Annotated in this window: 16 protein-coding genes; 4 read left to right on the top strand and 12 right to left on the bottom strand. The window is 60.8% G+C overall.

The genetic code is table 11. The features are described 5' to 3' along the window. Positions 1-249: 249 nt before the first annotated feature. The 9 genes from HS122_10240 to nadC form a co-directional block, all read right to left on the bottom strand. A complete protein-coding gene (locus tag HS122_10240) occupies positions 250-1,368 on the bottom strand; it encodes a LacI family DNA-binding transcriptional regulator (protein MBE7538780.1) in 1,119 nt (372 codons plus the stop codon). 265 nt (positions 1,369-1,633) lie between these two features. Beyond that, positions 1,634-5,569 carry a response regulator gene (locus HS122_10245; GenBank protein MBE7538781.1) on the bottom strand — a complete coding sequence of 1,312 codons (3,936 nt, stop codon included), beginning with the start codon at positions 5,567-5,569 and terminating at the stop codon, positions 1,634-1,636. A gap of 237 nt (positions 5,570-5,806) precedes the next feature. Then, a complete protein-coding gene (locus HS122_10250; GenBank protein ID MBE7538782.1) occupies positions 5,807-8,599 on the bottom strand; it encodes an AsmA-like C-terminal region-containing protein in 2,793 nt (930 codons plus the stop codon). Between the two features lie 80 nt (positions 8,600-8,679). Next, complete coding sequence (locus HS122_10255) at positions 8,680-10,698, bottom strand: DUF4340 domain-containing protein (GenBank protein MBE7538783.1); 2,019 nt, start codon at positions 10,696-10,698, stop codon at positions 8,680-8,682. Between the two features lie 14 nt (positions 10,699-10,712). Further along, complete coding sequence (locus tag HS122_10260) at positions 10,713-12,203, bottom strand: GldG family protein (GenBank protein ID MBE7538784.1); 1,491 nt, start codon at positions 12,201-12,203, stop codon at positions 10,713-10,715. Positions 12,204-12,208: 5 nt separating this feature from the next. Continuing rightward, the gene (locus HS122_10265) at positions 12,209-12,967 is read right to left on the bottom strand and encodes an ABC transporter permease subunit (protein ID MBE7538785.1); all 759 of its coding nucleotides are present in this window, start codon (positions 12,965-12,967) and stop codon (positions 12,209-12,211) included. A gap of 35 nt (positions 12,968-13,002) precedes the next feature. After that, positions 13,003-14,025, bottom strand: coding sequence for an ABC transporter ATP-binding protein (locus HS122_10270; GenBank protein ID MBE7538786.1), 1,023 nt, complete (start codon positions 14,023-14,025; stop codon positions 13,003-13,005). Positions 14,026-14,137: 112 nt separating this feature from the next. After that, a complete protein-coding gene (locus HS122_10275) occupies positions 14,138-15,133 on the bottom strand; it encodes a biotin--[acetyl-CoA-carboxylase] ligase (GenBank protein MBE7538787.1) in 996 nt (331 codons plus the stop codon). 3 nt (positions 15,134-15,136) lie between these two features. Next, complete coding sequence (gene nadC / locus HS122_10280) at positions 15,137-16,093, bottom strand: carboxylating nicotinate-nucleotide diphosphorylase (protein MBE7538788.1); 957 nt, start codon at positions 16,091-16,093, stop codon at positions 15,137-15,139. 139 nt (positions 16,094-16,232) lie between these two features. Between nadC and HS122_10285 the strand changes: the two genes are divergently transcribed. From HS122_10285 to HS122_10295, 3 genes are read left to right on the top strand one after another with little or no spacing between them, the layout of a single operon-like run. Further along, complete coding sequence (locus HS122_10285; GenBank protein MBE7538789.1) at positions 16,233-16,463, top strand: hypothetical protein; 231 nt, start codon at positions 16,233-16,235, stop codon at positions 16,461-16,463. 57 nt (positions 16,464-16,520) lie between these two features. Further along, positions 16,521-18,032, top strand: a complete 1,512-nt coding sequence (locus HS122_10290; protein MBE7538790.1) for a carboxypeptidase M32 — start codon at positions 16,521-16,523, stop codon at positions 18,030-18,032. Positions 18,033-18,039: 7 nt separating this feature from the next. Further along, positions 18,040-18,861: a TatD family hydrolase gene (locus HS122_10295; protein MBE7538791.1), complete on the top strand. Its 822-nt coding sequence runs from the start codon at positions 18,040-18,042 to the stop codon at positions 18,859-18,861. A gap of 93 nt (positions 18,862-18,954) precedes the next feature. Here the strand turns inward: HS122_10295 and HS122_10300 are convergent, their stop codons facing one another. Further along, positions 18,955-19,623: a hypothetical protein gene (locus HS122_10300; GenBank protein ID MBE7538792.1), complete on the bottom strand. Its 669-nt coding sequence runs from the start codon at positions 19,621-19,623 to the stop codon at positions 18,955-18,957. A gap of 125 nt (positions 19,624-19,748) precedes the next feature. On the opposite strand from HS122_10300, the gene HS122_10305 reads away from it, so the two are divergent. After that, on the top strand, positions 19,749-19,991 hold the full coding sequence (locus tag HS122_10305) for a prolyl oligopeptidase family serine peptidase (protein MBE7538793.1): 243 nt from the start codon (positions 19,749-19,751) through the stop codon (positions 19,989-19,991). A 153-nt stretch (positions 19,992-20,144) separates the two neighbouring features. On the opposite strand, the gene HS122_10310 is transcribed toward HS122_10305, so the two are convergent. Further along, a complete protein-coding gene (locus HS122_10310) occupies positions 20,145-20,453 on the bottom strand; it encodes a type II toxin-antitoxin system RelE/ParE family toxin (GenBank protein ID MBE7538794.1) in 309 nt (102 codons plus the stop codon). Then, positions 20,441-20,698 (bottom strand): type II toxin-antitoxin system Phd/YefM family antitoxin, encoded by a 258-nt coding sequence (locus HS122_10315; GenBank protein MBE7538795.1) that lies wholly within the window; start codon positions 20,696-20,698, stop codon positions 20,441-20,443. The genes HS122_10310 and HS122_10315 overlap by 13 nt, the downstream gene beginning before the upstream one ends. Positions 20,699-21,292 lie beyond the last annotated feature (594 nt).

Raw genomic sequence — 21,292 nt, forward strand, 5'->3', positions numbered from 1 at the left:
TGAAAGTTTGCGGCACAGCGCAACGTGAGTCCAGAAGCCGGCGGGTATCATCACGTCGCAGTCAGAGCGGAAAATCATCCAAGATGCCTGCTGGAATAAGACGAGGAAGGAATCGCCCTTGCGGGGAGATTTTCTGAATGATTTCTGTAACCAGGTGTGACAATGCGGCGTCTGCGCGCTCTGCCGGACCCTGGCTCCCGGGGAGGGCGGGATACAACCCAATGGACCCGTGCGCCCCAGGGCATGCCGTCAATCGAAAGCAGCCGGATGCACGACTGACGGAGGGGAATCCTCGATTCTCCCCGCGCTGCCGATCACGGCGCAACCGATCTCCTGGGCGGTGACAGGCCGGGCACTTGCACCATTGCACCATTTGCTCTCGATCAGGATCAACTTGGGCCTGTCTGGAATGCCCCTTTCGTGACGCAGCAGTTGACCCGCAAGCATGTCGAGCGCCGCCGACCCTATTCCCTCGGCATCCTGAACAATTCCGGCGATTGTTCCATCAGGCTTGTCGACATCAAGATCAGCATAGGAGGCGTCTTTCGGCACCCTTCGTCCGCTCGCGCGAAGCCAGTTGAGGATGCATGCATCCGCCCCGACAACCGCATCAAGCTTGTTGCGGCCAAACCAGTCGAGGAATGCCGTCTCTTCAAGTCTGGCAGGCTTGTGGATGCTTGCAGCATCCGACCGGCCATCATCAAACATTTGCAGCAGGTATCCGGCGGTCCACAGGCCCATCACACGGCGATCATGCTCTCGCGAAAGCGCAAGTCCGATTCTGCGGTGTCCGCCGGCGGCAAGCGCCCGCACTGCCGTGCGAGCGGAAGCGACATGATTGTCGCTCGCGCGATGAAGTCGAGGTGCGGTCAGCGTGTATGCGATCGCAACAGCGGAGAACTGGCTCCAGTCGAGCGCCATTGCGTCCGGTGCCGGAAGCGGCGCGATCATGACTCCGGTGATGCCGCGGGTGGCGATGATGTCGCTGAGCCGGGCGGCATGCCCGTCGGCATCACCGAGCCAGAAATGCTCAAGGTGATACCCCGCCGCCATCGCACGCGCAACCGCGCCTTCATGGACGCGACGAAAAAAGGGGAATCTTTTCCAGCCATCCCTGCGGGGATGTGCGGTGACCCATGCGAGCGTCACCCGTTCAGTCACCGGCTGGCCGGAGCGAATCGCGCTCATCGCCTCGGCAAGGAGCGGATTCGGCTTCCAACCCAGGTCGAGTGCAAGTTGCTGCAGTCGCGTCCGGGTGGCTGCGGGAATGCGTGGGTGATTTCGAAGAGCCATTGAAACGGCGGCGACGGAGACACCCGCACGCTGCGCGATTGAACGAAGTGAAGGACCGGATGCGTGGCTTCGCATGGGAGGAACCCCTGTTCAACAGGTTGAATTACCGCGTTCCGGTGCTCCCTGTCGGTGCGGAATGGGAGATGCCTGAACCATCTGATCCAGCGGCAGGGCGGATGTTTCGGACCGGAAGAGAATGAGCCGCGCAAGGGCCATCAGGGTGGAAATCGTTGTTCATGGATGGATCCAGCGGGCGCTGGCCGCGCGGAATCAATTCGCACAGACATGAATCTCAAACCTGCGTTGAGCGCAAACCTTTGCTTAACGTCAAGCGCTGGATTCAGGATGAGCGGAGAGCGACACCTCCGCCATGATCCGCAAAATGCTTCCTGATGATCTCCGCAATCTCATTGATTTTCACGGGCTTGGTCACGTAGTCATCCATACCGGCGGCCATGCACGCCTCGCGGTCACCCTGCAGCGCGTTGGCGGTGAGTGCGACTATCACCGGCTGCCGCGACTTGGGGAAGATTTCACGTATTTTTCTGGAGGCCTCAAATCCATCCATCTCCGGCATCTGGAGGTCCATGAACACAAGATCGTGCGGATGCTGGGTGAGTGCAGTCAGCGCCTCCAGCCCGTTGCCCGCGGTTGCTGCGCGATAGCCGAGTCGCTCCAGAAATCGAAGGGCAACCTTCTGATTCACCGGATTGTCCTCCACAACGAGCACGCTGATGGGGACCTCGCCGGCAAGGATCTGGGCTTGGGCTGGCGGCACGGCTGGACTGGGGGCATCCGTCCGACTTGCCGCCATCACGCTGGCCAGTGCGCGGATGAGCGACTGCGTCTTCAGGGGTTTTGCCGCGGTTGCGAGCGAACTCCGCTCTCCGACCTGCCCGGATTGCGCGCCAACCGGCACAAGCACGACGGTTGGCAGACGGAGCGAAGCCAGGCGTGCGGAGAGGATTTCACCCGCCTCGGATGCGAGGATCCCCTGGTCGACTATGGCGGCAAAGGGCTTTCCCGTCGTGAGCAGCCTCAATGCCTCACCAGCGGACTCGGCGGGTTCAGCGACCACGTCGCCCGTGCGCAGGATTCGAGCGAGTCGCCGGAGCGTTCGAGTCTCATTGCCCGCACAGAGCACGCTCTGGTACTGAAGTTCGCGCGGTAGAGGAATCGGTGCGATGCCGTCCGGCGCAGGCACCGGCTCGATGGGGATGGTGAAGGAGAAGACTGAGCCTTGGTTGATTGCGCTCTCCACTCGAATTTCTCCACCCATGAGGGCTGTGAGACGCTGGCAGATGGCAAGCCCGAGTCCCGTGCCGCCGTACTTTCTCGTGGTTGACGAATCGACCTGGCTGAAGGGCTTGAAGAGCCGGTTGACGCGTTCCGGCGGAATGCCGATGCCGGTGTCGTGCACCGCAAAGCATGCCCAGATCCGATTCTGGTTTTCAGGCGCGCCTTCCGGTGGATCCGCCCGGGACACCTCGACCGCCACACTGCCCTGGGGGGTGAATTTCACCGCGTTGTTCACAAGATTGACAAGGACCTGCCGCAGGCGGGTGGCGTCACCCGTGATCCAATCCGGGACGCCCTCATGGATGTAGTAGGTCAGCTCGACTCCTTTTGCCGCGGCGGCCATGGCGAAAAGGTCGAAGGCCTCCTCGACACAGGCCTGCAGATCAACGGGCTGCTGTTCGAGCTCCATCTTGCCCGATTCAATCTTTGAAAAATCCAGGATGTCGTTGATGATCGTCAGCAACGCCTCGCCGGAAGTGCGTATGGTCGCAACGTAGTCCGACTGCTCGGGTGAGAGCGGCGTTTCAAGCAGAAGGCTGGTCATGCCGATCACCCCGTTCATCGGAGTCCGGATCTCATGGGACATGGAGGCCAGGAATTCGCTCTTCGCGCGGGAGGCGTCGTCGGCTTCCGCCTTGGCCCGGCGCAGCGCGGTTTCAGTGGCCACGCGGCCCGTTATGTCGGCTTCAATGGCAATGAAGTTCTCCAGCACTCCCTGTTCATTGCGGACAGGCTGGATCTCGAGATGGACATGGTACTTTCTTCCTGTCTTCGAGTAATTGACGAGATCGGTTGAAATGCCTTCACCGCGCTCCATCGCCGACTTGACGCGCCGGACAATGCGGGGGTCGCTCTCAGGCCCGGTCATGAAAAACTGGGGGCCACGTCCGACCACCTCGGCGAGTGAGTATTCCATTATCCGGAGGAAGGATTCGTTGACCCATTCGATGGTGCCGTCCGGCTTGGCGATTATGACCATGTTGTCGGTCCGCGAGGCAACCAGCGAAAGCTTGCGTGCGGCGGACTGACTTTCACGAAGCGCGTGCTCCGCAGCCTTTCGAGACGTGACATCCTGGATGGTGCCGATGATGCGGACGGGCACACCCGGCTGATCGTTGGCGGTAAACGCCCGCGATCGCGCATAGACCCAGCGCCAGGAGCCGTCCGCAACGCGAATCCTGTATTCTGGATCGATCAGATTGCGCTCACCGCAGAGCTGGAGGTTCCAGGCTTCACGGTATCGCTCGAGATCATCGGGATGCACAAACGTCTCCCATACCTCAAAGGTGAGGGGAGTGGACGCCGGATCGTGGCCGACAATGGACCAGATGCCGGGACTGTAGTAGACTCGATTCGTCGCGAGCTGCCACTCGAAGATGCCCAGCAGGGTGGAGTCGAGGGCCAGCCTAAGCCGCTCATCCGAAACCTTCAGCATGCCTTCCACCCTCCGTCTCTCGTCGTTCTCGGCAAGCAGGCGCCTGTTCGATTGTTCGGCTGCCCTCAGCCCCGACCTGGCAGCCCGGGCAAGATGCACGGAAAGCCCTAGCAGGAGTGTGATGCCGATTCCCGCAATCAGCGCGAGTTCCGGCAGATACCGCCGGTTTGAAGCCAGAAGCGCCTCTGTCGGAGAGAGCTCAATGTGCACGCGCCGGTCATGCACGGTGAAGGCTTTGATAATGGCCTCCTCAGGAACACCTGGAGCATCATCCATCGGCGGATAGACCCTGACGCCATCAATCGACACTGTGCAATGATAGCGCCCCGCCAGTTTTGCCTTCATGTCGATTGCACCGAAAAAGCGTCTGTAGGTGAACTCGCCACCCACATAACCAACCACGCGATTTCCGTTGAGCAACGGGGCAAAGATGGCAAATCCGGGCCCCATGCCAGGAATGACAATGGTGCCGGAAAGCGCGGATCCCAGCGTCTTTTGAGCTATGTCCAGTGTCTCACGTCGAACCGTTTCCTTGTCGAACGACACACCGAGCGAGCCCTCGTTTCCGCGCAGAGGATAGACGTGGATGGGATTCCGTGCTGCATCAAGCAGAAGTATGGCGTGTGCCCCGGGTGAATCCGCAAGGTACGCTGCGGCGTCAGCCTCGCGCACCGAGGGTGCGGGATCCGCGTTCTCCCCCCAACGCCTGCCGAGTCGCGCAAAAGCGCCCAACTGACGGTCGAGTTCGAGATCCATCGCACTCGCAAAGCTGTTCAATTGATATTCCGTGTTGGTGCGTCCAAACTCCAGCTCACGGGTTCTCAGACCCGCGGAGAAAATCAGAGTCAGCGCCAGCGATCCCACGATGACCGGAAGCGGGATCCACGGCGGGGCGCCGGGGCGGACCTTGGCGCTCTCCCTCCAGGCAAACATCATTCCGGCGCACCCAAGACCGACCAGGGTTGCTGCGCTGATCGGGGCCGACTCGGAGGAAGAGCCCCAACTGTAGATGGTGGGGAGCTTGAGAATGTAGCCGATCGTCGTGGCGAATCCCACGGCAAGCGCCATGGAACCCAGCATCGCAAGCGCGAGCGTTCGAAAGCGGGGGCGCTTGCGCTGGCCAAGCCATGCAACAACCAGTCCACCGCAAAGGAAGGCAGATGCCACCATCAATGGAATCTGCCGGGATGCGGCGCTCGGAAGATGCATCGACCTGTTCTGGATCTCGCCTCCGAGCATACCCGCGTGATAGGAGAGAAATTCCCAAACCGCCACCCCACCGAGAATTGCCGGAGCCAGCGCGAGCCACGCCGCCCGACGAAGGTCCAGATGGCAGCCCAGCAGGGCGACACCGAAAAATATCAAACCGGCTCCGGACTTCATCCTTACCGAAAACTGGGTGTCTTGAACCGCCGCGATCAGCTCCGGCATCGACAACCAGCCTGAAAGGATCGCCACACCCAGGCCCACCAACGCAACCGCAGACAGTGCGGACAGACGTCGCAGCCATTGGATCTGGGGCAGTGTCGGGAGAGATGCCATCAGTGGATCGTCCTAAATCACTATTAGCGTCACATCAGATCCTTTGCTGAGAAATTGTGGGGTGCGAGCCGGCGGTTGCGATCTCTGGTTTGAAAGGGTCGAAACCGCCGGTGCAACTGCTGCTGGATTGCATCATATGAACCACATCATGATTTCCAATTCTCTGAAGGTGCCAACCCCCCAATCAATTGAGGTGCCCCTCCTCGAACTATCGGGGATCCTGACGCATTGAAGGCATCATTTTCCGGAGGGATTGACCGGCTCCACGGGGCTCCCATTGCCACCGCGCAGCGCGCGCAGGAAATTTGACGGTCCGTACACGAAGCTCCAGTTGGGATTGTCAAGCGGACCGGTGAGCTTGAACTCAAGAGCCTCGGAAAGCGGCGTAAGCACGAATCCGAGAGCATTGCTGAGTATGAAGCTGCTTTGCTCGAACGGATAGAGTTTTGCGGTTGCGTCCAGCATCTTCCTGTCGAGCAGATAGTCACCCTTGGCGTCTATTGCCGCACGCGGCCCCGTCACGCGAATCTGCGGAAAATGGATTTTGGGCCCATGAATCGAAAAGTTGGCCTGCATTGCATCCAGCTTGAGGGTGCTGAAGTTGAACAAGGTGCGTCTCAGCACCTGGGAGAGAACGCCGAACAGATGAATCTCGGCCAGGTCCGCTCCGGTCAATTCCGCGTTGCCCTGACCTTGGTAACTCAACAGGTCCTCAAACATCCCGTCCGCCGACATCGCCAGATCAATCCGGCCGGCGGCAATCTGCTCCTGCAGCCTGCTCTGCTTCGGAGGTTCGCGTCCCGCGCGCTTTGCCGCGAAATCCTCCAGGATCCGTATGCCCTCGCCAAGCGCGGCATTCTTCAGTCGCAGATCAAATCCGAGTCGTCGCGATGGGTCCTCGCCGCTCAGGTGAACGCGTCCCTCCGCGGTCCCCTGCGCGAACCCCGTGGCAATCGGATCAAGCACTATGTCGTCGTCGTTGATTGTGCCGTTCACTGAAATGTCCTTCAGCGGAAAGTCGTGGTACGAGCCGGGTCCCGCCGCATAGAAGGCAAGATTCACCCTCCGATGCCCGCCCTTGGACGAGCCCGGGCCGTCGATCTGCCCGGAAAGCCGGAGCTGGGGCGGCTGAGAAAACTTGAATGGCTCCACGATTCCGAGGCCCTCGATTCCAATGACGCGGGCCGCCTCGTTCAAATCCATCGTCGAGGTCGCGTCGAATTCCAGCCGGGACCAGGACCTGCTTTCCCAGTTCACCGTCCGCGCAAACGTTCCGTGGGCGAATCGCGGTCCCTGGTCCGCGCGGAAGAAAAGCGCGTCATAAAAGTGCGGACGGACAAACAGTCGTGTGCGCACATGGTCAAACTGGACGCCGCGGATTGCAGTCCGGCCGTTTTCCGCGGCCACGAACACCGACAGGTCCGAATTGCGCCCCCATTGACCCCGGACGTCAACCGACGCGGATGGAACGGAGCGCGAGAAGTCGAAATTTAGCCAGAAATCCGGCCACCATTCATGAAACCAGCCGCCTATTCCGGAAGGCTCAAGCCTGCCGTCCAGCAGGAAGCGAAAGTCATGCGACTGCGTATCCATCCAATAACTACCACGGGCGATGCTCGGCCCCTGTTCCAGCGTGATGTCTTTGAAGCGGAGCGTGTGGCCTGCACACTCAAACTCCGCGCTCGCACCATCGAGCGCAACCGTGTGCGCGACCACCGCATCGACCGCGACGTGTCCGCTGAAACGCTCGGGCCTCCAACCTGCAGCCAGGTCGACTTCAGCACGCAGGTGCGGGTCCGACCGGAGGCTGATCTCCTTTTCAAGGGGGTGTCCAACTGCGTTGCCGACCCAATGAATAAACTGGGTCGATATGTCCCCGCGGACGCTCAGCCGGGAGGCGCCGGTTTGGAGATTCAAGGAGTCAAAACTGAGGCTCCAGAGCTTTCCTGCGAAAAGCGCGCTGAGGGAGGGTGCGACCCGGGGGAGGCTTGTCTCCATGGTGATTGCCCGGGCGGACCAGGGGGCGGCCACAACGGTGCCGATTCGGGATTTCAGGGACTTTGGCGCCAGCCGAAACGATGCGGGGTCCAGTGTGACTCCGACCACGCAATCAACATCGTCGACCTTTCGTTCCTCCGGTGCCTCGATGTGCGCCACCTCGCACCGAAGCTGCAGATCCGAAGGCCTGCCTCCTCCGATCGGAAACGTCGTCTTGAGGAGGATGCCATCAAGGATGAGAGGTTCCGCCAGTCCGCGGACCGAGTTTCCAGGCAGCCTGAAACGCCGGGCAATAAGATCGAGATCCGCCATTGCCATGGCTTTCTTGTCCGCACTCTCACTCAGATTCACCAGCAAGGTTGCCCCTTCGAGGCGATTGATCCACTCGAGCGGTCCCTGCAGCTGCCTCATCAATCGCAGATAGGCATGAACACCTTCGGCCCACATCTCGTGAAGACTCATCCGCCTCAATCTTCCGGGCTGGGGGGGGAGTTTCATTCGCCCGTGGGAGCGTATGCCAAGTGCGCCCAACCTTGCTGACAATCCGGAGACCAGCAGATCCGATCCGTCCACCGCGAGTTGAACGGAAATTTCACTGAGTGCCGCCTCCTTCCGGCCGGTGGGGGAATACATCGGGGGCAGCCACAATGTTCCGCCTTCGATTTCCAGATCAAGCGGCACAATGCGGCCGACGGCCAGCCACCGGGGATCGAATCTGACAAAAACTGAATCCGCGGTCAGGAGTGGTTCATCGACGGTTGGATGAAAAATCCGGAAATCCTGGATGAACATGCTTCCGCCGGTGTCGATCATCGTCGGCCCGAAGGTCCCGCGAATGCCAAGTTCGGCGAGTCGTTTCTCGACGTGCGGGCGGGCCCAGAAGGGAAGGGCGAGTTCCCTGCTTGTTGCGATCGTGATCTGGACGGCAAGGAGAATGCCGAGCGCCAGCCAGCCAGTCCAAAGCAGCAGCGTGCCGGTGAAGCGCCAGCAATGCCGGATCGAGGTCCCGAGCAATTTCAAGATGCCCGTCATGACAAGGGAGTCAGCACTCGATTGCAGGCTGGCGCATGGATCCGGTTTTCACGTTCCGCAGGTGGAAACCGGGAGAGCCCTCAGGGCGCTCCAGCCTTGGTTGCCGGCGGAACAATCGGAAGCGGGCCTGGATCGCGGGGGCCGTAGGTGAGCGTCCAAAGCGCGTCCAGCACAGCCTGTTCGACCTCGAAGACAACGCCTCCGAAATCAGAGGTGCCGGCGAGCTGTGTGCCCCCCCCTGTCCGTTCACTGAGGAAGATGGTGGACTCCTCCGCCTTGGCACCAGCACCGCTGTAGGAGAGAGTCATGTCCAGGCGGTAGCTCCATGGCTTTTCGATACCATCAAGCTGGATCGTGGGTTGAAAGGCATCGACTACGATGCTCTTTGCGCGAAGCGTGCGCAGATGTTCGAGAAGAGATTCGACCGCGGCACGCTTGTCCGGCGAAAAATCAGCGAGCGCGGCAGCCCACGTCTCCTCAGGAGCAAGCTTCCGGGAGAAGATGATCGAACCATCCAGCCTGCTGAGTGAAAGGCCGGCAATCGAGGCTCCCGCAGGAAGATCCCGAAGCCTCTTTTCCCGGAAAATCCGCGCCTCGACGGGCGTCTGGCTCAGGATGCTTCCGTCCACCAGGTAGATGTAGTCATCCTTGTCCAGTCTTGCGTAATAGAGGCCCGCCGTCGGGCTCTCGATCCCGATCTGCAGAACAATGGGGAGGGATCCGCGAAGGGCGTCAACGGGCGGTGTCGCCGGTTGCGCAAGTGTCACGGTGATCTCCCGCAAGGGTCGGCTGAAACCCCAGTTTTCAAGGTCTGCGGCACTCGGCGCGTCGCTGAAGAAACGTTTCGCCTCCAGAAAGGCGAGCTGCTGCAGAAGCCGGTCCACGGTGGCGGTGTCCGCAGGGAGCGTCTGCACCCCTGTTCCGGAGGATAGCGGTCGCACAATCTGCCACATTCCGGGAGCATCTCCGGCTGCCTGTGCCGAAGGGTTCGTATCCAGGCGCTGAAGCGTGAGCTCGGGAAGGTTTCCCGCGCGAAGAGTGATGGCTGTAACGGTGCGTCCATCGAGATCGAGTATCTTTCGTTCACGCAGTTCCTCCTGGGAATCCCGGATTGTCGAGAGCAGGGTCCTGGGCACCGCGGTTGTGAAAACCGCCGCCCTGTCTTCAAGTTTTGCGAACATCAGGATGAAATCGGAGTCCCCCGCGCTGGACGAACCGTTGCCTTCAGTCGGCACGGCCAGACCCAGGTTGAGCGTCTCTCTCCGATTGATTCCCTCCAGGGTGACCCGGAAGGCCGGATTGGCCAGTCCGGTGCGCGCGGGATCCGTTGCCGACTGAGGAGGGAACGAGGAGGCCGTCAGTCCGCTGAGCTGGCTGATCGCCAGCTCGGTGCGATCCTTGCTGGCGCGCGTGCGAATCGGAGTTTCGAACAGCCAGCGGTTTCCCTCCTGCCTGAGGCGGACCCGGAGCGTGGTGGCGGCGACCACCTGAAGGCTCAGCGAACGCACCTCATAGTGAGGGATGGCGAAGAGCTTGTCCCGTCGCAACTGGTCAACGGGAATGCGCAGGCTGTCGAGCAGCGTTCGTTTCACCACCAGCACGCGGTCGCCATCGGGAGAAAGGATGTAGAGGCGGTTTCCTCCCTTGGTCTCGGCGCCAACCTTGAGCACGATCGGCGGGCCTGATCCCGGCCCGGAGGCTCCGGTGGGATTTCCCGGCGTCAGGGTCAGGGTCAGCGCGGGCTTGTCCAGGCCATAATCGGCGAGGGTCATGCCGCTCTTCTCCAGATCCTCCTTGCTGAAGCTCGCCTCGCGCTCAAGCAACTGGAGCTCGTTGAGAATTGTCCGGATGGCATGTTCGGCCACCGGCCACTCGATGGGCGAAGTCAGGTACCATCCATCGCCGCGCAGTTCCATGCGGACGGGTTCGGCATTGCCGAGGATCTCGAGCTTTTGAACGTTGGATGCCTTCGACCCGAGCACCAGGCGCCGGGACTGGTCCCGCGTCGCCTCGCTGATCGATGGACGCAGAATGTAGAAGATGAAGAAGAAAAGTGCGACGTTCAGAAAGACCAGAACGAGCGTGACCTTTGTGCGCATGGGAGGAATTCAAGCTAGCGGCGGCGTGTCCAAAAGACAATCAGGCCCAGCAGTGCAGCGGCACCGGGGACGCCCAGAAGCAGGCTGTAGCGAAGCCGGGAAAGCTCGTTTTGGCTGAGCGAAAGCTGCAGGCGCGTTATGGGTTGCGCGGGAACGTTGAGCTGGGCGTCGCGGTCGACGCACCAGTTGATCGCGTTGAGCAGCACGGTCAGATTCCCCTGGGCCTCAATGCGATCATTGGCAATGAAATCGGCGCTTCCAAAAACCACGATTCTTCCCCCCCTGACACTGAACGGAAGATTCGATTCCTTCGGGGGAGTGACGCGCTCCGAGGACGATGCGACCACAACCGGACCGGGAATATCCACGCCGGGATCATACTTCGGCGCCATGTGCAGTCGGTAGCTCCGTTCGCCCCAGGCGGTGCCTGCGGTCTGGATCAGAGGCAGCACCTGAAGCCCGGCATCGGGGCGGCGCGCGGGATCGGGGCGGGCGGGCCGCGCGGTTCCGAAACGCACGGGCAGGCCATTGGAATGCAGGGACGCGGTGATTGGGCTGTCCTTGTTCAGACTGCGCATGATCAGATCGCCCTCCTCATTCTGGCCATCGGGCCCGTTGTCGAAGATCCTCGCATCATCCACAAGCAGGCCCCATTCGTCGAGGAGGAGATCCAGCCCGTGATTCGCGCCAGGTCCGAGCAGCAGGATCAGGCGCCCCGCCTCTGTGAGCATCCAGGTCCGCAGCAGATTCACCTCGGGTGCGCCGTACCGCGCGATGGGCCCCGGAATGATGACAAGCGCGTCCTTGGGAATCTCCCTGATCTGCGCCAGATCCATGCCCTCGAGGTCGAAGTTGCGGAGCCTCAGGCTGTCGCGAAGAACGGAGAGTCCCCGGCTGCGCTCGACATCGTCCGGATGCATCTCGCCGTGACCGAGGAGAAACACGATCTTCTTCCGCTCGGGATTGGCCACGCTGAGTATGGCCGCGGTCAATGCCTGTTCGGCCTGAAACGCCGTCTTTTTCCTGTTCTCGATCCTGTAAAGCTCCTCCAGGCCGACGAGGCGCCGCCGGTCGCCGCTTCGCACGAGCACTGAATTGGGTCCGACCTCCAGTTGCTCAGCGTCGCGCCGGCGCTGATAGACATCGAGGAACTTCACGGTTATGCGCCCGTCATGGGCGCGGGCTGCGTCGACGTTGCCCTCGGTTTGATAGACGTATTCCTTCAGGATTCCAGCCAGGTCGCGCGCGGCCTGGGCAATCTCCCCATTTTCGTCGTCCTCCGAAAGGGTGACGATGATTTCGACAGGGGCGCGCAGGCTGGTGAGGTATGAAATGGTTTCCGGCGAGAGGGAGTGCGTGCGAAAACGGGTCAGATCATAGCGCCGGAAGTAGTGCGGGGCGACATAGTTCAGTCCGGCAAATAGTGTGGTGAAGAGCACGGCCTGAAGCACCAGGTTGGTGAGGCGCATCCAGCGGGCGGCACGAAAACTGTCGGCAAAACTCATGGCTCTCAACCCTGAAGCAGCTTGGCCTCAACTCCGAGGATGCTGAAGATGAGCGTGAGGATCGTTCCGCTCAGGTAAAATATGATCTGGCGCGTATCCACCACGCCGCGACTGAAGTCATCGAGGTGCTCGAACACCTGCGCGTAGTGCACCGCGGCCTTGACCGGGCGCATGAACTCAAGGTCGATCACCGCCATTGTCTCCAGAAAATTCAGCCCGACGATCAGTCCGAAAAGCAGGGTGAACGAGAGTATTCCCGCGACAGCCACATTGCGGGAGAGCGAGCTCGCGAAAACGCCGATTGCGACAAACAGGAGTCCGGAAACCGCAATGAACAGGTATCCTCCGACCAGCGGGCCCGGATCAATGAACCGGTCTCCCGCAAAGCGGTGAAGCACGTAGAAGAACCCCCCCGTTGATGCCCAGAGCGCGAGATAAAGCACGTAGGCGGAGCCGAACTTCGCAAGCACCACTTCAGTCGTGGTGACGGGGGTCGTGAGCAGTGTTTCGAGCGTGCCGAGCCTTCTCTCCTCCGCAAGGCACTTCATGGTCAGAAGCGGCACCATGAAGAAAACCGGGATGAAGAAGAACCGGAAGAATATCGTGGCGGGTGACTGCTCCTGGCCTGCGCCACTGTATCCTTCAAGCATTCCCGTGAAAAAGAACCCCATCACCGCGAGAAAGAGAACAGCGGCGATATAGGTGCCCGGATTGACAAGAAGCATCCGGATTTCGTGGTTGAGGATCGTGAGGTAGTGGCGCATCGGCGACGGGAGTCAGTGGCGGTCGGCTCCAAGGTTCATTTGTGGCTGGGAGAGTCGACGATGTCCCAGCTGCGCCTCGTGGCCGCCAGGAAAACATCCTCAAGACTCGGATGCGAGTGAGTGAACGATCTAAGCCGGATGCGGGGATCGGTGGCGAGCGCACGAAGCAGGGACTCCGCCTGGTCTCCTTCATGCTGCGCCGTCACGAATGCCCGGTGGCATTCCGCCGCTGACGGGTCCGAGGCACTGGCGGGCATCGAATCTCCCGGGGTGAACTCGACCACAAACGTGGGATCGAACTGCCGAAGCATTTCGGCAAGGGTGGCGCCGTCGCCGGCAAACTCCACCTGGTAGCGGGCGCCGCCCATGAACTCGCGGCGCAGGTCGGACGGCGTGCCCTGCGCCACAAGCTGCCCGCGGTTGATGATCAGCACGCGGTCGCAGGTCATCTCTATCTCGGGGAGGATGTGCGATGAAATGATGACAGTCATTCGTCCGCGCAGGCTGGCTATCAGGTCTCGAACGATCAGGATCTGATGCGGATCCAGCCCGATCGTGGGCTCGTCCATGATGATGACCGGAGGTTCGGCAAGAATCGCCTCCGCTATTCCCACCCGCTGGCGGTTGCCCTTGGAGAGCTGACCGAGGATGCGATGGCGAACCCGCGTCAGATCGCAGCGCTCAAGGACCTCGTCGAGCCGCGGCCCCAGGCGGCTTCTGGGTATCTCCTTCAACCTGCCGCGATAGTAGAGGTACTCGGAGACCCGCATGTCCTCCGGGAGCGGGTTGTTTTCGGGCATGTAACCGATGATGCGCTTCACCTCCTCCGCGCGCGTCGCGACCGGGATGCCGCACACTCGAACAATGCCCGACGTCGCGGGCACGTAACCGGTCAAAATCCGCATCGTTGTTGATTTGCCTGCGCCGTTGGGACCCAGAAATCCCACTATTTCCCCGCGGCCGACCGTGAAACTGATCCTGTTGACCGCATGCAGGCCGCGGTAGGATTTGACCAGTTGCGAGACCTCGATGGCCGGTTCAGGGAGAGCTTCTTGCATGAATTGCGGGCTTGTTCTTGCGGCGGGAGAGGGATCGTTCATGCGCAGCCCGATGGACGCAAGTCTCGCCTTGCGGCTCCACCTTCCTCATGAAAGGCCGTGAAGCGGCAGCTCACGAGGCGGCTCCAATCGTCAGCGTGACCTCCCCGGCCCTCAGGCGCTCGATGCGGCCGCTGTCGGTCCGCACCAGAAGCGCGCCTTCCTCATCGATGCCCGCCGCCTTCCCTGAAATCGTGCTGGTGCCTGTTGAGGCGGCAATTTGTTTTCCTCGAAGAGCATCGTGGCGATTCCAGATATCGGCCAGTTCACCGGCTGGCAGTCCCTCGACGAATCTCTCGTATGCCAGAAGCACCCTGCCAATCACGGCGGCGGCGAACTTGTTGACGTCAATGGGTGCTGCCGCATGCGCATCAAGCGACGTGGCACGTGTGCGCAACTCGCTCGGCCAGCCCGCTTCAGGCTTGTGCAGATTCAACCCAAGCCCGAAGACCAGATCGCGAATCTCGTCGGCGTCGATTCTCGCCTCCGTGAGCATGCCGCCCGCCTTGAGGCCGCCAAACAGGATGTCGTTCGGCCACTTCAGCTCGGGTGATGCGCGACAGAAATTGGCGATCAATTCACAGAGATTCGCCCCCATCCAGAGGGTGAATATGGGCATTCGCGCCGGCGCCACGTGCGGACGGAATGCGAAGGACATGTACAGGTTTCCGTTCGACTGGGAGAGCCACCGGCGCCCTAGCCGGCCCCGCCCCTGGCTTTGCTCCCGCGAAAGAATGACGAAGGGGGCTGCTCTTCCATTGGCAAGCTCGCGGGTCGCCTCATCATTGGTGGAGTCGACGGTGTCGAGCAGAGTCAGGGTCAGCCTTCGATTCCGCAGCGGAAGGTATGCGCGCACGAGCGAGGCGTCCATTCCATCGGGCTTGGAGATGAGCCGGTAGCCTCGCGCGCGCACCGCTTGAAAGGTGAATCCGTGGGACCGCAGGTTCTCCATGTGCTGCCAGATGGCCACGCGGCTGATGCCAAGCTTCCTCGCCAGCGCGGCTCCGGAAACATATTCACCGTCGGAAGCCAGCAGCTCCCGGAGAATGTGGGATTCGGTCGAATCCATGGATCAGGTTCTCCAATCGAGGCCGATGTCCATCCAGGCGCTTTGATGCACGAGCGCCCCCGTGGACACGAAATCGAGGCCAAGACCGGCGAGACGGGGCAGGCCCTTCAGCGTGATGCCGCCGCTCGCTTCGGTGAACGTGCGACCGCGAATCATCTTCAGGGCCTTCCTGATGCGAGGGAGAGTGAAATTATCGAGGAGAATCACGTCGGCGCCGGCGTCGATCACCGGCGGAATCTGTTCGAGTGTGTCGACCTCCACTTCCACGGGGAGTTCCGGCGACGCGCTTTTTGCACGAGCGACGGCCGCAGCGAGACTCCGGCCGACGCGGGTCGCGCCGTATCCAGGATCGGCATCGCCGTGGAAGCCCAGCAGGGCAAGGTGATTGTCCTTCAGCATCACACGATCAAAAAGACCGAGCCTGTGGTTCCATCCACCGCCGCAGGCAACCGCATATTTTTCAAGCATGCGGAACGCCGGTGTTGTCTTGCGTGTATCCAGAAGCCGGGTACGACCGCGGCCCAGCGCGTCTGAATATCTGCGCGTCTGCGTGGCGACACCGGAGAGTCGCTGGAGGAAGTTCAGGATGACCCGTTCCGCGGACAGCAGTATGCGCGGATCCCCGGCCAGCGTTGCGAGCGTCTGTCCTGCATCCACCGAGGCGCCGTCCTTCACGCGCATTTGCACCGTCGCCCGTCCGCCGTATATGGAAAGTATAAGGGGAACAAGGGGAAGCCCGCAGGTCGTCATGCTCCGGCGCGCAACAATGTGCGCTTCCGCCGCCGCGGGTGATCCGTTGATGCAGGCGGTGGAGGCATCGCCTTGGCGGACTGGAGGAGGGAAGAGTCCCAGACCCTTCAGGTCCTCGTCCCGCGCTATCTCCACAAGCCTGCGCAGGTAGGCCTTGTCGAGGTCATCCCACGAGATTCGTCGAATCAGGTGCTCAGCTACTGCAGCCATGACGCCAGCCCAACGCGCCGACCCCGCTTTTTCAAGCCAGTCATCCCGGATGGATCGCAAGTTTGACGTCGCGGGCTGCCGGGCCAAGTCTTTCGGGGTGACGAACGAGCACGCCAGAATAAATCCATCGCCCGTGTTGATGCGATGGTTGTCAGACCACGCCGGATTTCCTTTTGTGAGGCTGCCTGCGCGGGCGGTGACTCTGCTGTGTCTGGCGGATTCAGCGGCGACGTCACCCGCCGCAAGCGGCGCTCAATCTCCTGTATTTGGATTGCAGCGCCGCGAGGGCGAAAAGGAGGCGGCGATGCGCACCCATGCACTTCGCCGGTCGCGAGTGCATTTCAAATGCGACAACAGCGCAAAGGTGTGATCCGCGCTCAGCCTCCCGTCCTTGCGCAGTCGCGTTGTATCCTTCTTAAGTGGGCCCATGCCGGAATCCGCGCCTTCCATCGCGTCCTATTCTCACCTTATAACCAAGCTCAAACGCAGCCATCTCGTCGGGACCATTTCCGGTCTTCTGGGCTGGGACGAGCAGGTCAACCTGCCGCCTGACAGCGCCGACCAGCGCGCCGAGCAGATGGCCCTGCTCGCTGAAATCGGGCATTCGACCGCTGCGGATCCCGAAATCGGAAGCCTGCTTCAGAACCTCGAGACCGCCCCGGTCTCCCTCAGCGAGGACCAGAAAACGGTGGTCCGGCATGCGCGGCGCGACTATGATCGCGTAACCCGCCTCCCCTCCGATTTTGTCGCCGAGCGCGCCCGCCTGAACAGCAATGCCTACCATGCCTGGGCAAAGGCGAGGGCGGCGAACGACTTTCCCGGCTACGCGCCTTTTCTGGAGAGACATCTCGAGTTTGCACGTCGCGAGGCGGAATTCCTGGGGTGGGGCGACCGACCCTACGACTACGCCTTGGACAAGCATGACCCTGGGATGACGACGGAGGTCATTGCCGGACTCTTTGCGGAATTGAAGGAAGGGCTCCTCCCTCTGGTGGCGGATCTACTCGCGGCCCCGCGCAAACCGACCGCCGGTTTGTTACGCGGGTTTCCGGTTGCGGATCAGAGGGAGTTTCTTCACGAAGTGACCGAACGCATCGGCTTCAATTATCGCCGCGGACGTCTTGATGTTTCGCTTCATCCCTTTTGCGAAGGCGCCGGAGCGGACGTCCGAATGACGACGCGCTACAATGAGGACGAGCCGCTGGATTCGCTATTCAGTTCAATCCACGAAACCGGGCACGGACTTTACGAGCAGGGATTGCCGCTCGAGGATCAGGGAACTCCGCTGGGGCAGGCGATCGGCATGGCGGTGCATGAATCGCAAAGCCGCCTCTGGGAAAACCAGGTGTCGCGCAGCCGCGCGTTCTGGAGGTTTTTTGAACCGCGATTTCGCGCGCGCTTTCCAAGCCAGACACGGTCCCTTTCGAGCGAAGAGCTCCATCGGGCGATCAACGCCGTTGAGCCAACGCTGATCCGGGTCGATGCGGACGAAGTCACCTACAACCTTCACATCCTGCTCCGGTTCGAAATCGAACAGCAGCTATTCTCCGGAAAGCTGGCTGTCAGGGAGATTCCTGGTGAATGGAACCGGCTGTCCGGCCAGTTGCTTGGAATGACGCCGCCGAGTGACAGCAAGGGAGTGCTGCAGGACGTCCATTGGAGCGGAGGTGCGTTCGGATACTTCCCGAGCTACTGCCTGGGCAACATGATCGCCGCACAGTTGTGGTACAAGGCCTGGGAGGATCTGCCCAATCTTGATTCAGACTTCGAAGCCGGACGATTCGACCGCCTGCTGACCTGGTTGAGACATTCAATCCATGAGCAAGGCCGTCGTTTCGACACGCTTGGCATCGTGAAGCACGTCACCGGGAGTGAACTCTCGCCGAAGTATCTGCTTCGGTACCTGCGCGAGCGCTACTCGGCACTCTACCTCTCATAGAATCGCCATGGGCCTGGTCGACACGCACGCTCACCTGGAGACTTTCGCGCGGAGAGGGGAGCTCAATGCCGTTTTGGAACGCGCTAGGATCGCCGGACTCGAGGGAGTCATCACCATCGGCACTTCTGTGGACGACTGGGACTTGTATCGCGGCATCGCGCAAGCAAACCCGGGATTCGTGGACTGCACGGTGGGGCTTCATCCGTGTTCGGTTGGAGAGGACTGGCCGGCGCAGCTGGCCCGCATCGAGTTCTACTGGGCGGAAACCGCATCGCCGCGCCCGGTCGCCCTGGGGGAAACCGGTCTCGATCGATTTCATCTCCCCACGGATCGGGCTGAGGCTGACAGGGTGTTTTCCCGCCAGCGGGATGTGTTCGCCGAGAGTCTTCGAATCGCCCGGAAGCTCGCGACCCGCGTGGTTGTGCATTCGCGCGGAGCCTTCCAGGAGTGCATGGAGATGGTCGACGCCAGCGGTGTCGACTGGTCGCGCGTCGTGTTTCATTGCTTTGTCGAGGGGCCTGCCGAAATCGAGGCATTGAACGAGCGCGGAGGGCGAGGCTCCTTCACCGGAGTGCTGACCTACAAGAATGCGGAGAACGTTCGCGCTGCGCTCAAGCGGCAGGGTCTTCAACGGCTCATGTTGGAAACGGACGCCCCCTATCTCGCTCCGGTGCCCCATCGCGGAAAAGGCAATGAACCAGCCCTCCTCGCGCACACCGCCGCCATTGCAGCGGAGGTGCTTGGGGTGTCGCCTGAGGACCTGGCCCGCCAAAGCACGCAAACCGCGAGGGAATTTTTCGGGATTCAGGCCATGAAGTCCATCCCTTGAAGCAGCGTGCGTCGCCGTGACGAAAGTCCGTCCGCAATCAATCTGGCCAGACTTACGCACGTAAACTTCGCCGCCCGGGGCTGGTCATCCGGCTCATTTGGTGACCTGGCACTTTTCAAGGACCGATATGATGTCCAATCCATACAGGACGACGTCAGACATGGATGACGGGTAGGCATAGGGGGCATCTTGAAATAATGCCCACCAGCTTTCCGTTACCCAGTCGTCAAGCGGGTGCTCTGCACGAAAGATATGAAATCCGTGAAATGCATCCACGAGCTCCAGAGCGCGCTGACTGTCAAGACTGCTGATTATCGGGATGTTCTGGAGCGACGCCTTCAGAGCAGCCTGAGTCTCATCAAAATCAAATCCCAGATCTGTGATTGCCACGAGTGCCCCGACAAAGGTGCTCGCGATCAGGATGTGCCTGATGTCGGTTTCCGGGATTCTCTTTTCATTGTTCGCTATCAATTCCAATGCGGCGTAGCCCGGGATGCCCCGTTCAAGTGTGACGGGAATCGTTGACGGCAGGATCTTCGGAATTGGGGCGATAATATTCTTTGGCAAGGCGGGAGGGGAGCGTGGAGGGTTGGTTCTTGCTCTGCAATCTCGTTGAGGGCGCAATAACCGGTCGGGATCCGGTATATCGACAGCGGTCCGCGCATGCTCTGGCTCGATCCGGGCTTCAAGGCGTTGCAGAAGATGCTGGATCGCGTTCTGATGGGCACGGCCAATCTCATCGCCAGCCGCGCGGCGGGCCATTCGTCCGCGACAGTTGGCAGTGCAATCCGCTGGTGTAGCTTCTTGCAAACCGCGGCTACGCCTACCGGCAGTTCAGCGAATGGATCGGTGACCCGAAACTGGATTCTCTTGCGAGCATCTCGCCGGTGAACTTTGCGGAAAAGATCGCCGCGCCGGTGCTGATTGTGCAGGGCAAGGACGATCGCACCGTGCCGCCGAAGCAGGCGCGAAAGCTGGTCGACGCGCTGGAGAAGGCCGGCCGCCAGCCGCAGGCGATCTATTTCTCAGGCGAAGGCCACAGTTTCTCCAGGGAAAAGGACCGCGCGAAGCTGTTCGCGGAGATCGGGCAATTCCTGGCGACGAATCTCGCTCCGAAATCAGGCGGTTGATCCCGGCTGCCGAGGCAGCAGATCACAGCAATGCAAAAAAGCAGGGATCCATTCCACTCTTCCCAAGATGGGCCGCCGCATCTTTCTCAGCACGATCCGAAGAGTGGCGACGATCATGAAGCCACGTCTGAGATCAGACAGCCGGCGTTGATCCTATGGTTCGCCATGACGGAGGTCTTCTACACTGGACTGCTGTTCAGCCCGGCGCACATGGAGAATGCGGACATCGGCTCCATCCATTCTGTAGTAGATCCAGCACGGGCGAATCCATACTTGACGATACAGGGGATGCGGGAACTCCGGCACTGGTCTGCCCATGAATCGAAAACGTTGCAGGTGGTCGGTGATTGCGAGGACCTGCTGAACAACGGACTTGGCCGCTTCTGGCTTGTCGAGCGCAATGTATTCAGCAATCGAATCGAGCTGAACCAGCGCCGGATCAGACCAGATTACTTCAGCCATTTGCGGAGGCGCTTCCTGGCTTCGGCTTGCGACGCGGTCCGTCCTTCACGCATCGCTTGCTCTCCAAGAGCGATTCCTTCCAGAACCGACAACCTGCGATTCATTTCGTCGTAGGTTCCAACATCGACCAAATAGGCCGCTGGTCGACCATGCTGGGTAATCAGGACTGGATCTCGTGCCTCCTGAAGCTCCGCAATGATTGTGGTTGCACGTCGCTTGAGGGTCGTAACAAGTTCAGTCTTCACGAGTGCTACTTAAGTAGCACTTGCCTGTGTGTCAAGATGCAGATTGCCTGATGTCAAAGACCGGCCGCAACGACGGCGTGACAGATCCCGGCGATGGCTCTGGCGGCTTGGGGGAAATACCAAGGTTCGAGGGACGTTACTCAACCAAAAGTCTGGCAAAGACCTGCCATGCGGCGGAATTCGCTATTGCGGCACGGGAAGTGAGTTTGTCGTTGTCCAGCGAGGACCGATCTCTTGCCGGCCTCAGGGCCTGAGACTTCCTGACCCTGCGAAATTCCTCTTGCGCGTCGGACTGAGGCAACGACCTCAATATATTCGTCGCGAGAAACTCATTCAATTCCTGTCAACTGCCTGGCGAGCCACCTCCGGTCGAACCTTGGGACATGTCCATACTGTCAGTTTCGCAATCGATCAAGCGATCATGGAGCGCTTTGATACGCGCGACAGTGAAGGTGGCTTCAGCCGTGACCTTGTTGCTGCGACGTATCCGATGGAATCTGGAACTCCCAACAGGACCCCCGTTGTTGCTTGCAGTCGATACAGACGGGGCCCCGCCGGACCCGTTTGACACGCTTTCAGGTGAGAACCGGAAGA

This window comes from Opitutaceae bacterium (assembly GCA_015075305.1).
Lineage (GTDB): Bacteria > Verrucomicrobiota > Verrucomicrobiia > Opitutales > Opitutaceae > UBA6669.

Excerpts from the sequence above, each read along its gene's own strand:
- HS122_10250 (MBE7538782.1), bottom strand. The coding sequence starts at position 8,599 with ATGACGGGCATCTTGAAATTGCTCGGGACCTCGATCCGGCATTGCTGG.
- HS122_10310 (MBE7538794.1), bottom strand. The coding sequence starts at position 20,453 with ATGGCTGAAGTAATCTGGTCTGATCCGGCGCTGGTTCAGCTCGATTCG.
- HS122_10300 (MBE7538792.1), bottom strand. The coding sequence starts at position 19,623 with ATGGCCCGCCGCGCGGCTGGCGATGAGATTGGCCGTGCCCATCAGAAC.
- HS122_10275 (MBE7538787.1), bottom strand. The coding sequence starts at position 15,133 with ATGGATTCGACCGAATCCCACATTCTCCGGGAGCTGCTGGCTTCCGAC.
- HS122_10265 (MBE7538785.1), bottom strand. The coding sequence starts at position 12,967 with ATGCGCCACTACCTCACGATCCTCAACCACGAAATCCGGATGCTTCTT.
- HS122_10270 (MBE7538786.1), bottom strand. The coding sequence starts at position 14,025 with ATGCAAGAAGCTCTCCCTGAACCGGCCATCGAGGTCTCGCAACTGGTC.
- HS122_10245 (MBE7538781.1), bottom strand. The coding sequence starts at position 5,569 with ATGGCATCTCTCCCGACACTGCCCCAGATCCAATGGCTGCGACGTCTG.
- HS122_10260 (MBE7538784.1), bottom strand. The coding sequence starts at position 12,203 with ATGAGTTTTGCCGACAGTTTTCGTGCCGCCCGCTGGATGCGCCTCACC.
- HS122_10285 (MBE7538789.1), top strand. The coding sequence starts at position 16,233 with ATGCGATGGTTGTCAGACCACGCCGGATTTCCTTTTGTGAGGCTGCCT.
- HS122_10255 (MBE7538783.1), bottom strand. The coding sequence starts at position 10,698 with ATGCGCACAAAGGTCACGCTCGTTCTGGTCTTTCTGAACGTCGCACTT.
- HS122_10240 (MBE7538780.1), bottom strand. The coding sequence starts at position 1,368 with ATGCGAAGCCACGCATCCGGTCCTTCACTTCGTTCAATCGCGCAGCGT.
- nadC (MBE7538788.1), bottom strand. The coding sequence starts at position 16,093 with ATGGCTGCAGTAGCTGAGCACCTGATTCGACGAATCTCGTGGGATGAC.
- HS122_10290 (MBE7538790.1), top strand. The coding sequence starts at position 16,521 with ATGCCGGAATCCGCGCCTTCCATCGCGTCCTATTCTCACCTTATAACC.
- HS122_10295 (MBE7538791.1), top strand. The coding sequence starts at position 18,040 with ATGGGCCTGGTCGACACGCACGCTCACCTGGAGACTTTCGCGCGGAGA.